The organism is Dyadobacter sp. CY312 (assembly GCF_021390535.1).
Taxonomy (GTDB): Bacteria; Bacteroidota; Bacteroidia; order Cytophagales; family Spirosomataceae; genus Dyadobacter.
On sequence record NZ_JAJUXG010000031.1, the window covers coordinates 37,567 to 51,247 of the forward strand.

The window sequence follows — 13,681 nt, forward strand, 5'->3', positions numbered from 1 at the left end:
TGTATTAATCTCTTTCGTCAATTACACTTGCCTGCTGTTTACTTTCCAGTTCTTTAAGCCTGGTTTCAATTTCAGGCAATCTTCGCATTTGCGCCATTGCACGTAAATGTTCGGTCAAATCTCTTGCAGGCGAGCCCGAGAGCGACAAACCTTCTTTCTTTATGGATTTACCCAATCCGCTTTGCGCACCAATTTTGGTATTATTAGCCACTGTCAAATGGCCGGAAATACCTACCTGACCAGCAATGACACACTGCTCACCAATTTGAGATGAACCAGATACTCCCGATTGCGCCGCAATAACAGTATTTATTCCTACCTCAACGTTGTGGGCTATCTGTACAAGGTTGTCAATTTTAGCTCCTTTTCTGATAATGGTCGATCCCATTGTAGCGCAGTCGATTGCCGCATTCGCTCCAACACTGACATTGTCTTCCAGAACCACATTTCCTAATTGCGGAATGGTTTTGTACGATCCGTCCTTCTGAGGAGCAAAGCCAAATCCGTCGCTTCCTATAACTGTGTTGGCAAAAATAGTACAGTTTTGACCTATCACCGTATTATCATAAATACGCACTCCGGGATGTATTGTGCTATCGTCTCCAATAGTTACATTATCACCGATATAGGTTTGGGGATATATTTTTACGCGATTACCAATCTCACAATTTTTACCAATGTATGAAAAAGCTCCTCGGTAAACATCTTCACCAATCTGGCCTCCTTCGCCTAAAAAACTGGGTTGTTCTACTCCTCGTTTTACATTCGCAAGGCGCTTCTGATATTCTTCCAAAAGAATGGTGAAAGCCGTGTAGGCATTTTCAACATATATTAATGTAGCGGAAATATCTTTCTTAGGGGTAAAATCCTTATTAACAATTACTGCCGATGACTGCGTGGTGTATATATAAGGTTCATATTTACTGTTGGCAAGAAAAGAAATACAACCGGGCCGCCCCTCCTCTATTTTAGCAGCCGAATCAATCGCAACTTTTTCATCACCAACAATAGTTCCATCAAGCATTTGTGCAATCTCGCTGACAGTAAATTTCATATTTTACGGCTAATTTCTGGTATTGTTGTTGGACGCTGTTAAAGCATTTTTTTCAAAAACACTTATTTTTCATCAGAAACGAATTTACATCCTGACTAACCACGCAAAGATACATTTTTACCCCAACATACATAATACTTACGCACAATCTTGGTCAGGGCATCTATCGTAGGAATGTCCGATGCCGTTGCAATATCAAGCAGATTTCCATCCTTCATTTTTACACGAATAGGATCATGATCTTTTTCATAGGCCCAATTGGCTGTTTCTCCGGTTACCAGAAAATACTCTTGTTCCTTTTCTGTTAGTCCAGCTTCTTCAAGCTGCCGGCGTAAAGGATTAAGTATTTCTTCACTTGGAGGCGTATCCAGAAAAATAATTTTGAACAGATTCCGACCTAAAATCATGCGGCTCAAAGTAGAAAGAACCGGGTCAGAGTGCTTTACCCAACCTTTTATTGATGCCCAGACATCGTTGTCATCCAGGCCATTGAATGAACTGAGCAAATCGTCCTGCCTTTCGAAATCAGCAAGCGAAAACCGGTTCTTCAAAAAACGCGAAAAATCGGGCGTCGCAAACAATTCCTCTCCTGCGGCAGACAATTCACGGGCACGATAAAGTACCTGAGTAAGCATCGCCTGAGCGCTGAGCAAAGTTTTATGAAGATATACCTGCCAGTACATAAGCCTTCTTGCATGCAGAAAATTTTCAATACTCAGTAATCCTTTCTCTTCCACCACCAATTGATCGCCACTAAGATCAAGCATTTTAATCAGTCGATCCGCACCTATTGAGCCTTCAACAACACCAGTATAAAAACTATCTCTTTTCAGGTAATCCATCCGGTCCATATCCAATTGACTGGAAATCATCTGATGGAAAAATTTCCGTGGATATGTTCCCTCAAACATTTGAATAGCCATGTCCAGCCTGCCGTTCATCTGCCGGTTCAGATCTTTCATCATTACCAGCGTAATGGATTCATGTGCTACGCCCGGCATAAGTACACTTTCCAAAACATGTGAAAATGGCCCGTGACCAAGGTCATGCAGTAGGATTGCCGCCTGAGCTGCTTCCAGTTCCGGCTCCCAGATCAGATGTCCTTTTTCCTGCAACGACTTCAAAGCCAGACTCATCAGATGCATAGCACCCAACGCATGATGAAACCGCGTATGCAAGGCTCCGGGATACACCACATCCGCGAGCCCAAGCTGCTTAATACGTCTCAGTCTTTGAAAATAGGGATGTTCGACCAGGTCAAATAACAGATCAGAAGAGATTGTTATAAATCCATAAACCGGGTCGTTGATTATTTTTCTTTTGTTCAAAACGCTTTTTTCTACAAAAATAACAAACTTGTAATTGAGAAAAGCAGTTATTCTCATCAATATGATTTGGAGAATTAATCTGTTTTACTAATTTTGCACTCCAAACTCTGTTACAGAGAGGGCCTATAGCTCATTCGGTTAGAGCAACTGACTCATAATCAGTAGGTGCCTGGTTCGATTCCAGGTGGGCCCACTTGAAAATCAAGGACTTAGCTTCAAAAACTAAGTCCTTTTTTATTTGGTTGCAATAATAGTTGCAATAGTTTTTGAAGTCTGGAATTGCTTGCAATGGGGCTGAGTCTGTTACTTTAAGAGCACTCACATTTATTGCAAGTGCCCTCAAAGTTTTGGATGTTTATCAATCAACAAAGACAAATCCATTGATTTCGGTATAGCTTTCAAGAAATAAATCTCTTCCGAAGGCTTCGTAGTCAAAATATCTTTCAAGAATTTCAGGTGTTTCCGAAAGCATTCCGGTATCCTCAACATACTGGTAAGTAAACTCTGTTTTCGGATCTTTCATAACTCCTCCAAAGTATCCCTGATAGGACTGTTCAAAACCTTCCTGCGTCGCTTCCAGATCATTTCCGCTCGCTGGCCAGGATACAATATCTGAGCAGTAAATCTCAAATGCTTCCGCTCTGTCATCATCCATTTTAGAAACTGCTTCAAAGTATTTGAATGTGTCCTGATGTAAACTGCTTTCGGAGATCAGAAAAGATGGGATATACTCCCAGTCCTGGAACACTAACTCCGGATCAGATTCATTCCGGTGGTACTCATAGCAGTCTTTGTAAAATTCCTGTGCATCTGAATAGTCTGAAAGATCAAACCATTTTCCGAAAAGCGATCCGGCATTGTACATCCCGTAAGTGCGTACGTAAATCTTTGGAGTGTTTTTTGAATTTTTCATCAGTGAAAGACATTTGAAGTAGCTAAGCCCGGCTCTGTGCCAAAGGGCAATCGCATGTCCCACTTGAAGGTAAAATGACGGGGTTTATCCCCTTTGGGTTCAAAGCTCAGACGGCGGTTTAAGAAGCGGCCGCCAGCCGCGGTAAATAGCCGGCTGACGAAGTGAAGGTCTGAAGCCGTCATTTTTCACTTCGTAACTTTCGTTTGCACTGACTGGTAAACGTGCGGCTGGTTCGCTTCTTAATGGCCATTGAACTTAACAAGTAGTTATACAACAAAATATTATTTGGCGGAAATCTCATTCTCAACCGTAGACAGAACATATAATTTTGGGCTCAACATATGATGTTATAGAATCAAGCGTTTGAAATGGTCTCTATATCAGGTCCTTCATTAAGTAGGTTGGTTCCAAAATCAGCTTTACTTTTTCGAGTGCCGTTGCGATCGATTTATCTGCAATTTTATGGTAAAGGATACTGGCCTTGAACGCCCGTCCTTGATTTTTGTATGACCGAAATATTAACCAAAGAATAATTCCTGGCCGTAATAATGCTGATAGCGCATCAAAGTTGATTAGTCCTTTATCCACCGCAGATATTGTGTCTCGTGAATAAGGATTAAATATTTCATCAATTCCAATCGCAATAATTCTCTTTCCCTTGAAGTCCCGGTGTTGAGTTACCTTTTCCTTGACTTTTCCTTGAATCCTTTTGTTAACATCTTGGTCTGTTTCTTTTAAAGAAACAGCACCCTCAATACTTAGCAAATTTTTTTCAATATCACCATATAGTCGGAATTTGAAAAAAGCTGGATATTGGGTTGACACCGATTCATAAAGGCTGTCGTAGTGATTGAGATAGGCTGTGTCTATTTGTAGTCGATAGTTCTCATTGTCACGGGGCATCGGAATGTAGATTGTATTGTCTCGTTAATTGTTCATAATTTTTTATCTATATTCCTTCAAGCCTAAGATAAATAATAAAGCCTGACCTTACTATCAACTGTCAACGCTCATGACCACGCTGTGGCCCTTATGAACCAGCGCATTTGCGGCCAATGGGCAAGCCAATCTACCGAACCTGTAACAAATATCCCTGCCATAAATAAATTTCTTCTCAGATCTGTACTAGGGTATGTGAAAATCTTTAAAAAGATTGCCAAAACTGTTACTGGCAAGCTTACCAACAATCCATTATCTTTGCCCCTGACTAAATTCATTCCATTGGTAAAACTTTGAACAACCAATTAAAGGGCCATACCAGAGAATAGCGTTTCGAGCAAAGCCCCTTTTAGAGTAAACATCGGGCAAAAAATAACTATCAATGATTATAGAATTTAGTAGTTTGCCTCGAAATTCGCGGCATTTATGAATATCCAACTATTGTGGAAACTTCCTGTCGACCAGTTCAATGATTGGCGAAGAAACAACGATCTAAAGCAACTCTTTGATCATTTCGAAGATGTATTGCCCGAATTTACTCAGTGGCGGAATACATTTTCTCTTTCAATGGAGTACATTCTTTCTACAGACCAACCCGGTAAGTTTTTCTCTGGGAAGCACGAAAAAGCCATTCTTCAAGAAGATATTGAAGGCTTCCCCAAATACATTTTCGTGGATTTATGGCGAAAACAGCTGAAAGCAGAGCTAATGCGCGATCAAAAAGGCGCTATCTTTTTCGAGCCTTATATTTGTTGGGAGGCAAAAAGGAAAAACAAACTTAGGTTTATTCCTGGTGGATTGGCAGGTAATCGAGAAGACTTCATGTATGGCATCTACACGGATAATTCGCCGGAGTTATCCCAGGCAATTCTTTGTACTGGATTTCAAGTATTGAAGATGGGCGGAGTGTCCCTAGACGGATTTATTTATCTTCAACAAAAAAACCTTGATTTTTGTAATCTTGATTTCTTAGAGATCAAAGGATCCGGGATCTCTTTTAGTCGGCAAACCGAAATTTATTATGCTTCTGTCCGTTATTTGGACATTGAAGCCAAGGGACAGTTCTTTCAATTCGTCAAATGTCAGTTTGAAAAATTACAAGTGCATCAATCGAATCTTTATGGCTTCACATTTGAGCAATGCAATATTTGGGGAATGGATGTCCGTGACTCCCGGCTTTCGGATTTTACGTTTCGGAGAAGCCCTATGAGCTTGCTAAATTTTGTAGATGTTAGTATTGCAAGATGGGAATTTACACCAGCCAATGATGGTTACGGTAGTGGCAAAGGAGGGGCACATGAATCGAATGCTGAAATTTTTAAGGCGCTGCGCATCCTTTTTCAATCAAACGGCATGAGAAGGGAAGCCGCCGAATCCTACTACGGAGAAAGAAAACACGAAATGCTCGCCACCCGCCACCATCTGAAATTTCTTTCCGGTTTCCGAAGCCTGAGTTGGGGACATCGTTGGTACCACATCAGGTTCTTTAAAGACCAAATGGCCGAAACATTCACTTTTATAGGCGCTATTTCTTCTTATGTTATTTGGGGCTTTGGTGAACGGCCAGGCAGGGTAGCTATATCTGCCTTGGTAACGATATTGATATATGCAATCCTGTTTTTCAGCAGCGATATCGCTCAGGCATCCGGTAACTTTTTCAACTCTTTATACTTGTCCATCGTAACCTTTACTACACTAGGATTCGGCGATATAACGCCAAAGGACAGTTCAACGATCAGCAAAATGATCGTCGCATCGGAGGCTCTTTTCGGCGCGTTTATGACGGGGCTTTTTGTTGCCGGCTATTCAAATAAATCTAAGTATTGATCCTACTATCACTATTGCAGTTTAGTGATAAGAATAGGCGGCATGCCGATAAAATTCCTTTAATCAAGAATACACTCACGCTTGGGTTTTCTCAAGGCCAGCTTGATCGGCCGACCAACTTTAATTCGAATATGAAAATTATCATTGTGGTATTAAGGCATCGATTTTAGACCTTCATAAATTAGGCGCCAGACGTAATAGTAATCTTCAATGATACTGATCATGTCACCTGTTATACATCAAAATATTATTTTGGCGATCCCACCGAGGAAACCCCATATTTAATTGTAAATCAGACCAATACCTTTCCATTAAGCAAAACTTACAAATCTAAATCTTCCTCAGAAAATATCTCTGGCCTAATACCAATTTTATTTATACTCATGTTGCTGAGAATCTGGATCAAGTCCTCCGGGGCTGCCAAATAACTAGCAAGGGCTTTTCGCAGGGCTATAACATTCGAATCTCCAAGGTTATACCCTCGTATATGTGGTAATATATTCGTACCCATAACATATATACTATTAATCACATCGTAAAAGTCGGTCTCACCAAGCCAATCTTCCATTTTTTCGGAGCTAACAAGAACATCAACATCTATCGGAATGTCGCTACTGGTCGGGATCCAGAAAACTCGATTAATCCGATACTGGGACAATAGCGTAGCAATAAAGCTGAATGAATTGGTGAAGATTGGATCTTTCCTCAGACTTATGATTTGATCAAAACATTGAATCTTAAATCTATTCCTTCTAAACTCTGCTCTATTATCAAAATATATTTCAAACAAAATTCCATTCAATACGTGGTTTTCCTTTCCAGATTGAAATCGTTTTAGATTTACTTCGATTTTTTCAAAAAAGTTTGTCGCCGCGTAGGCGAACCCTCCAGCCTGAAGGAGGTTTCTACCTAAGATAAATTGTTGATTACTAGTTAGATTTGACGAATGAATCCCCAAAATCTTAGCAATTGCGGGATTTTGCCGATTCCAATCCAATGATTTGATTTCAAATATCGCTTTCGAAAACTCGTCAGGCTTCAACATATAAGTAACTTCTCTTACTACATCTTCACTATATAGTAAGTTTTGAGAGTAAGTGAGCTGCCCTATATTAAAATAAAAATCTCCAATTAATGAAGTGTGTTCCCATGGAGTTTGTCGACCTTGAGTTAGATTGTTGACCGTTTTTCGAACTTTTTTGAAGAGCTCTTCAACCGAAAGTTGCTCCCTACCGATATAGGTTAATAATGCACCGGTGTAAACGCTGTGCCCGCCTTCAAAGCCACCATCACTAGATCCATCCTCGGGAGATGTTGAGAATGCAATTAGAGTTCCCCTTGGAGCTCGAACAGGAGCAAATACATTGCCAGTGCCACGAGCAAAACTCTTCCTGCACGCATCAATAATAACAATATTTATCTTGTTCGGATAGAGCTTGTAAATGTTAAGCAATTCCGAAATCGAAATACTACTTCGGCTCACGGCATATTTAGTAGCTGGTGGAATCTGACAGTCGATTGATGTTAGGAAGTTTTCTCCATCAATTTCAAATCCATGTCCCGCAAAAAAGAAGATTGTAGCATCAAAATCGCTTATTTTGGATTCAATTTCCGCTAATAGTTCGACACAGCCTTCCGAGGAGCAATTGAATTTACTTATTACTTCATATCCGAGTCGGTTGAACACCTCTGCAATCGCTTTAGCATCTGCAACTGCGTTCGAGAGGATGGCAGTGCCATGATAGTCATTATTGCCGATTACTACTGCTAAGGTTTTCATGAGATAAGACAAGCGCAAATTACTTAGAATACCAATTTAAGTGAAAGATGGTAATCACGCCGTAATTTACGCCAAGGTTGATCAATTATTTACAAAATTATGAACACACTCCAATTAAATATTCATAACATGCTGATTATCAATATACTATAAATGTACTTTAAACATTTTCCAGATTTATTTTCTTTAGTTCAAATAGTAAAAAGACTTATCAACCACAACATCTTTAAAAAGTATAATCCATACTTATTTCCAGAACCTGATAATGTTGGTGATTGGATTGGGCAAAAGCTCATTTCCTGAGGATAACTATGTAAATTTCGGTTATGGTTTAATCCATTATAGTAACCACAAGATACTAATACATGACGGTTCAAGAATTAAATGATACCCTGGAAGGGGATGATATTGTAGTACAGATAGAACAATTTAAAATGGGCCTTATGGCCCAAGCAACAGATGGTAGCATTGATTCTACTGAATACGGGAGAGTACGAAAGCTTCTTTTAAATATCACCTACCTAAATGATGTTATTCCTCAATCAATTAAAGTCTGCAGAACTCCGGGAGAATTTCGAAAATGGATGCAAGACAAAGCGGCCTCATATGCAGAAAGAAGAACTATAATAGTAAATGAAATAAATCCGATCCTCGAAATTTTAGAATATGAAAGTGAAGAAGGCGGACTCGAGTTCAAAAAGAACTATGACGAAAAGCAAATTATTGGAACTGGTGGTTTCGGTCAAGTCTATTTGTATGAGCATCGCTTATTAAACTTACCCTTCGCAGTAAAAGTATTTGCACCTGCATTCTATGAGGGAAACACAAATGAATTAGATCGTTTTTTCCAGGAAGCCAGGATGCTTTTTAAACTAAATCACCCATCCATCATAAAGGTATACGACGCTGGAATGATTGGCAAACGGCCATTCATTAGAATGGAATATTTTGAGGGTTTAAATCTAAACGAGATTTTGATAAAATTCGGTCCCTTGTCACCACAACAAGCATTAAACATGATGCGAGGGTTGACAAGCGGTATGAGTCATGCTCATGACGAAGCAAAAATTTTACACCGAGATTTGAAACCTAGTAATATTATGGCATCACGTCCAAATCAGTTCAGAATAATAGACTTTGGATTAGGTGCATTCATTGAAAACGAACTTTACTCGCGGATTACTAAAACCGACCAGCACGTTATAAGTGGCTATTATAATGCCCCTGAACTGCTAGCTAATCCAAAATTGCTTGACAAACGAACGGATATTTATTCTTTGGGTGCAATATGGTATACAATGCTAACTGGTCAACCACCAGCTGGAAGCTCTTTTATGGATAATTTGACTGAAATACCTGAAATAACCGATGATTATATATCTTGTATTAATGGCTGTTTGAGGAATATGGACGCTCGAACTGAAAGTTGTAGTGTATTATTCGAGCAAATGAAGACACTGTAATTCTCCATTTGCTGTATTCGATCTATCTTTGCAGGTGGTACTGAGATTTGTATTCATGGTGAATGCGCATCGAATTGTTGTGCAAACCCATAGCGGTGAAACCCCCATTGTCAATGCCCAAAGGCCACTCGTCGACAATAGCCGATAGCATTTACCAAAGGTGCGAAGGTTTAGCTCCAAACCCATTGAAGAAATGAACTGTCACCTTGCACAAAAGTATCTGCTGAGTGCGGAACTGCCGCCATCGCATACCCATTCTTAACAAGGATAATACTTTTCAGTATAAGATTTGTCCGTCAAAATTTATTGTGCATCCCTTCCGTAAAACTGATCTTCAAGCCACTCGTTTATTAGCGTTTGTGATTTAAAAAACGACACTACAAAACCGAACAAAGCTTTGAAAGAAATTTGTTCTATCCGCAGTAAGTGTGTCCTGTATGACGCGTCAGTAGTAACTGTTCCAGAAGCAAGATTGTCGTATAATCTTTTTTTAGCTGCATCACCTTCATAAATATTAATTGCTAAGTCAAGATGGTTAAGAACAGAGTTTTCAAAATCAGTCCCAAACTTTGAGTCAGTGTCCAAATGAATGCAGCGTCCGAAAAGTAACCCGTGATTGTCAATATCCGTAATCTCCTCTATCATCATTGACAGGTTCCCGTTGTTACTCCGTTTTACGATTACCTCCAGTCGTTTAATTTTCTTGATATGCAACTCCCAATACTGTTGAATGTTGTCTTTAGGAGAACAATCCTCAAGGATGTAAGATGCTCCTTCCTTTGTCCTGTTGTGAATGGTGAGTTTACGCCACCAACTTGGATTGGCTGGCATTAAAACTGATTCTGAAATCGATTGAAGCGGTTGCTTGTCAAAATATTTGTGAGGATTTGCTCTTAAATAAATTTTCTTATCTGGGAAATTGCTAATCGCCCAAGAAGCAATTAAAGGATTAAGAGCATAATCTAAGTAAGTAAATCCGCTTGTGATTTGCAAAATTTCACTGTCGTCAATTTGTGTAAGGGCAACTCTATCAATTAAATCGTGATTGAGAACATGCTCAAAGAGATGTGGAGCTTTGGTAAATAGGGTTTGAGAAGGAGAGTAAACTTCGCATCGCTGTTTCCAGCTTTTTTGTGTTGCCGCTTCACCCAACTCAAAGCAGATTACAAAGCAAGTTGCTCTCTCAATGCCTTTATATTCTCTAAATAAACCAATAACTAAGTAACCTCTAACTTCGTCCAACTCCTTAGCGCCGACAAATGACTTTCTGAAAGCAATCAACTCGTCAAAAAGGTTGCGGTTTGTCTCAATGATGTTCTCTAAGAAATGATGTGTCGCCAAACCGGATTTTGCACAATCGTCTGCTAACTGATCAAGTGTCTGATAGTATTTGTCAATTTCCATTTTTTTTTGTTTATGCAGTTAGTTGACGTTTTCACTGTCCGAAAAATTATAGCCATTAACTTGCCGATTGACTGACCTTTAATACGAAATGTGTAATTTGTATTGAGGTAGAAGAAGCCAATCAGAAAATATACCCATGAACCCAGCTTAGCACCTTTACAAACCTCCAAACACACTTTTCACATATACGTCAGAGTAGGGCCCAAAGTACTATTATTGAATGTTCACCAATCCAGTTGCGAATATTTAAGGTTCATTATTAGCCGGATTAGGGAATAATTCCTTTCACATCTGGTTCATGGTTATAAATTACGACAACAACTTTCAAAAGTCTAATATTTTCTTTATTTGCGACTATGATTAATATCATTACGTAATTACATACGTCCATATCTCCTCGTAACTCAGATTATAAGATTAATGAAGGACACGATTTTTATTAGCCATGCTACCCCAGAAGACAATGAATTTACCATATGGCTTGCTTCCAGGTTAGAGCTGATGGGCTATAAGGTGTGGATTGACAAAAAGGAGCTCCTAGGCGGAGAGACATTCTGGAAAGATATAGAAACGTCAATCACGGTTCATTCGATTAAATTCCTTTTAGTTTATTCAAAAAACATTTGTTACGACGGTCAAAAGGATCAAGTTAAAAGTGGTATTCAAAAAGAGATCAATTTTGCAAGATCTGTTGTTTCGGACAATCCCGCACTGAAGGATTTTTTCATTATACTTCATCTGGATGATTCTCCGTTTGACCTTTTCCCCGGCGCAATTGACGTCAATCAGATTCCTTTTAGTTCAAACTGGGCAGACGGCTTAACAGCATTGCTTAAAAAGCTTCAAAAAGACGAAGCTCCAAAATCCTCTAAACGTATTACAAGTACCGCTGCAAACTGGTATCTCGATCATTATCTGATTAAAAACCCTGTCATTAAGAAGAAGGAACTCTACTTTACTAACTGGTGGAACACGGAAAGTTTACCGGAGTACTACTTTATTCTCCGATTTGCTAATGAGAAACAAGCGCAGGCAGTTTTGGAGGTAAATGACAAAATATTGCTAACACGTAATGCCAACTGTATTGTCAGCTTTAAAGTTGATCTTAACTTCGTAGTTCCTATTGAAACAGAGACTTCTAATGTCAAACCACTCGAAGTCTTTAAAATAAAAATTAGTGAACTGCTACTTGGTTTTGGAAGCGAAAGTTTCCCTACTCAAACCGACGCAGAGAACTATTTCAAAAAATTACTAAAACGAGGGCTGCATAACCTACTAAAAAAGAATGGATTACGAACATATGAGCTGTCTAGTAAAAATCTAGCATATTACCACACCCCTTCGAGCTTGCCTACTCTGAAGGTAGCTTTTAAATATCCCTTTAAAAACGATGGCAAAACAAAGAGGAAAAACCTGTTTGGTAAGCATTTGACCATTGGTAAATGGCACTATGCGGTTTCTTTTAAGGCTGTACTTCAACCTTTCCTTGGTTTTAAACTTGCCAGCCACATCATTTTCACATCAAATGGCTACCGAGCCTTAAAAGATCCAGAATTACAACATAGTCATCGAAGAAAAAAAGGGAAAAGAATGTTCAATGAAGAGTGGCGTGATTTACTGGTGGCATTTATTAATAGTCTAAAAGACTCAAATGAAAAAATCGAATTCATGTCTAATGTTGAAGAAAAGTTAACTATGAAAAATATGGTAGAAATGTTTTGGTCAGACTTCGGATACATCGACCCCAAAGATGCCGAGCGACAAGCTTTATTTATTGACGTTGATAAAGACGAAGAAAACTAAAAACTAAGACATGCTAATAGAACCAGAATTATTTTTCCTTTCCGAACCACAGCTCTCATTCGGCTTTAATCAGAAAACAGCAGATCCCCGGGATGGCCTAATGCTATATGGTCCCTATGATAGAGAGAAAATCAAAGGCCAGATAAATATCGGTATTATTGGTTGTGAGAAACAGAGGTCCTACGTTAGAGAGTATTTACATAGATTACATACCCCAATATTTAGTAATAAAAAAGATGTTGCCAGACCATTTTTTCCAGGTTTAGAAGCTTTGTTTGGAATTCACATTAATTTCGAAAACATCGCTGAAATTGATATTTCCGAAAATGAAGTCAATAAATTTCTCCATTATGCGGACGGACATCAACGAGTATTTAACTTATCAAATTTGTTTGCAGATGAATTAATCAAATACACAAGGCAAGAAGAGAAGCCCGTCACAGTTTGGTTCGTCGTGATACAGGACGACATTTTCAAATTTGGTAGACCTAAATCAAAACTCCCCAAATCGGCGGACAACATAAAGATTGGTCTGAAAAAAAGTGATAGAAATCCAGCGGCGCCCTTCCTATTTGACGATTTAACAGAACTACAAGACGCATATGAATATGAAATCAACTTTCACAACCAATTAAAGGCAAAGCTGCTGAGTGACAAGATTGTAACCCAGATCGTCAAAGAAAGTACCATCGCATATGAGGTACTTTGGTCAGATGAAGACAAAGTAAATAGCCAAAGACTATTCGATAGCGCAAAAGCATGGAACATTGCAACAACACTTTATTATAAAAACGGTGGGTTACCATGGAGGCTTGGAGAAATTCGAGAAGACGTCTGTTATCTTGGTTTGGTCTACAAAAAACTTGACGAAGACCCTAATAATCGAAGTGCATGCTGTGCCGCTCAAATGTTTATCGATTCCGGAGACGGAATGGTATTCCGCGGTAATATTGGAAATTGGTTTAATCCGGAGACCAGCGAATTTCATATTTCAAAGAAAGATGCTGTCAATCTGATTGAGCATTCATTAGAGGCATTCAAAGAAAAGCTGGGAAAAGGCAAGTGGATATTCCGTTGATGCTGACCCCGTACCGGGCATACTGCCCCCCTTAATTTAGGTTCTGATCTGAGAGATTCTGATGGGCTGACAATTTTACCGTTTTTTTCTTA

General features: G+C 39.2%; 10 protein-coding genes and 1 tRNA gene. 5 read left to right on the forward strand and 6 right to left on the reverse strand.

The window, feature by feature from the left end:
* Positions 1-4: 4 nt before the first annotated feature.
* Both lpxD and LZG71_RS28640 read right to left on the reverse strand, forming a co-directional pair.
* The gene (lpxD, locus tag LZG71_RS28635; RefSeq protein WP_233826421.1) at positions 5-1,054 is read right to left on the reverse strand and encodes a UDP-3-O-(3-hydroxymyristoyl)glucosamine N-acyltransferase; all 1,050 of its coding nucleotides are present in this window, start codon (positions 1,052-1,054) and stop codon (positions 5-7) included.
* A 95-nt stretch (positions 1,055-1,149) separates the two neighbouring features.
* Positions 1,150-2,439 (reverse strand): HD domain-containing protein, encoded by a 1,290-nt coding sequence (locus tag LZG71_RS28640; RefSeq protein WP_233826423.1) that lies wholly within the window; start codon positions 2,437-2,439, stop codon positions 1,150-1,152.
* 62 nt (positions 2,440-2,501) lie between these two features.
* On the opposite strand from LZG71_RS28640, the gene LZG71_RS28645 reads away from it, so the two are divergent.
* Positions 2,502-2,575: transfer RNA gene (locus LZG71_RS28645), tRNA-Ile, on the forward strand.
* Positions 2,576-2,740: 165 nt separating this feature from the next.
* Here the strand turns inward: LZG71_RS28645 and LZG71_RS28650 are convergent.
* Positions 2,741-3,295, reverse strand: coding sequence for an antirestriction protein ArdA (locus LZG71_RS28650; protein ID WP_233826425.1), 555 nt, complete (start codon positions 3,293-3,295; stop codon positions 2,741-2,743).
* A 375-nt stretch (positions 3,296-3,670) separates the two neighbouring features.
* A complete protein-coding gene (locus tag LZG71_RS28655) occupies positions 3,671-4,198 on the reverse strand; it encodes a hypothetical protein (protein WP_233826427.1) in 528 nt (175 codons plus the stop codon).
* A gap of 462 nt (positions 4,199-4,660) precedes the next feature.
* Here LZG71_RS28655 and LZG71_RS28660 point away from each other — a divergent pair, with 462 nt between their 5' ends.
* A complete protein-coding gene (locus tag LZG71_RS28660) occupies positions 4,661-6,061 on the forward strand; it encodes a potassium channel family protein (protein ID WP_233826429.1) in 1,401 nt (466 codons plus the stop codon).
* Positions 6,062-6,383: 322 nt separating this feature from the next.
* Here LZG71_RS28660 and LZG71_RS28665 read toward each other — a convergent pair whose 3' ends face one another.
* Entirely contained in the window at positions 6,384-7,841 is a 1,458-nt protein-coding gene (locus tag LZG71_RS28665) for a caspase family protein (RefSeq protein ID WP_233826431.1), read from the reverse strand.
* Between the two features lie 365 nt (positions 7,842-8,206).
* On the opposite strand from LZG71_RS28665, the gene LZG71_RS28670 reads away from it, so the two are divergent.
* Positions 8,207-9,304 carry a serine/threonine-protein kinase gene (locus LZG71_RS28670; protein WP_233826433.1) on the forward strand — a complete coding sequence of 366 codons (1,098 nt, stop codon included), beginning with the start codon at positions 8,207-8,209 and terminating at the stop codon, positions 9,302-9,304.
* A 303-nt stretch (positions 9,305-9,607) separates the two neighbouring features.
* Here the strand turns inward: LZG71_RS28670 and LZG71_RS28675 are convergent, their stop codons facing one another.
* A complete protein-coding gene (locus LZG71_RS28675; RefSeq protein WP_233826435.1) occupies positions 9,608-10,708 on the reverse strand; it encodes a hypothetical protein in 1,101 nt (366 codons plus the stop codon).
* 420 nt (positions 10,709-11,128) lie between these two features.
* Here LZG71_RS28675 and LZG71_RS28680 point away from each other — a divergent pair, with 420 nt between their 5' ends.
* Positions 11,129-12,511: a toll/interleukin-1 receptor domain-containing protein gene (locus LZG71_RS28680; protein WP_233826437.1), complete on the forward strand. Its 1,383-nt coding sequence runs from the start codon at positions 11,129-11,131 to the stop codon at positions 12,509-12,511.
* A 10-nt stretch (positions 12,512-12,521) separates the two neighbouring features.
* Positions 12,522-13,589: a hypothetical protein gene (locus LZG71_RS28685; protein WP_233826439.1), complete on the forward strand. Its 1,068-nt coding sequence runs from the start codon at positions 12,522-12,524 to the stop codon at positions 13,587-13,589.
* The last annotated feature ends 92 nt before the right edge of the window (positions 13,590-13,681 follow it).

Excerpts from the sequence above, each read along its gene's own strand:
- lpxD (WP_233826421.1), bottom strand. The coding sequence starts at position 1,054 with ATGAAATTTACTGTCAGCGAGATTGCACAAATGCTTGATGGAACTATT.
- LZG71_RS28640 (WP_233826423.1), bottom strand. The coding sequence starts at position 2,439 with ATGAGAATAACTGCTTTTCTCAATTACAAGTTTGTTATTTTTGTAGAA.
- LZG71_RS28650 (WP_233826425.1), bottom strand. The coding sequence starts at position 3,295 with ATGAAAAATTCAAAAAACACTCCAAAGATTTACGTACGCACTTACGGG.
- LZG71_RS28655 (WP_233826427.1), bottom strand. The coding sequence starts at position 4,198 with ATGCCCCGTGACAATGAGAACTATCGACTACAAATAGACACAGCCTAT.
- LZG71_RS28660 (WP_233826429.1), top strand. The coding sequence starts at position 4,661 with ATGAATATCCAACTATTGTGGAAACTTCCTGTCGACCAGTTCAATGAT.
- LZG71_RS28665 (WP_233826431.1), bottom strand. The coding sequence starts at position 7,841 with ATGAAAACCTTAGCAGTAGTAATCGGCAATAATGACTATCATGGCACT.
- LZG71_RS28670 (WP_233826433.1), top strand. The coding sequence starts at position 8,207 with ATGACGGTTCAAGAATTAAATGATACCCTGGAAGGGGATGATATTGTA.
- LZG71_RS28675 (WP_233826435.1), bottom strand. The coding sequence starts at position 10,708 with ATGGAAATTGACAAATACTATCAGACACTTGATCAGTTAGCAGACGAT.
- LZG71_RS28680 (WP_233826437.1), top strand. The coding sequence starts at position 11,129 with ATGAAGGACACGATTTTTATTAGCCATGCTACCCCAGAAGACAATGAA.
- LZG71_RS28685 (WP_233826439.1), top strand. The coding sequence starts at position 12,522 with ATGCTAATAGAACCAGAATTATTTTTCCTTTCCGAACCACAGCTCTCA.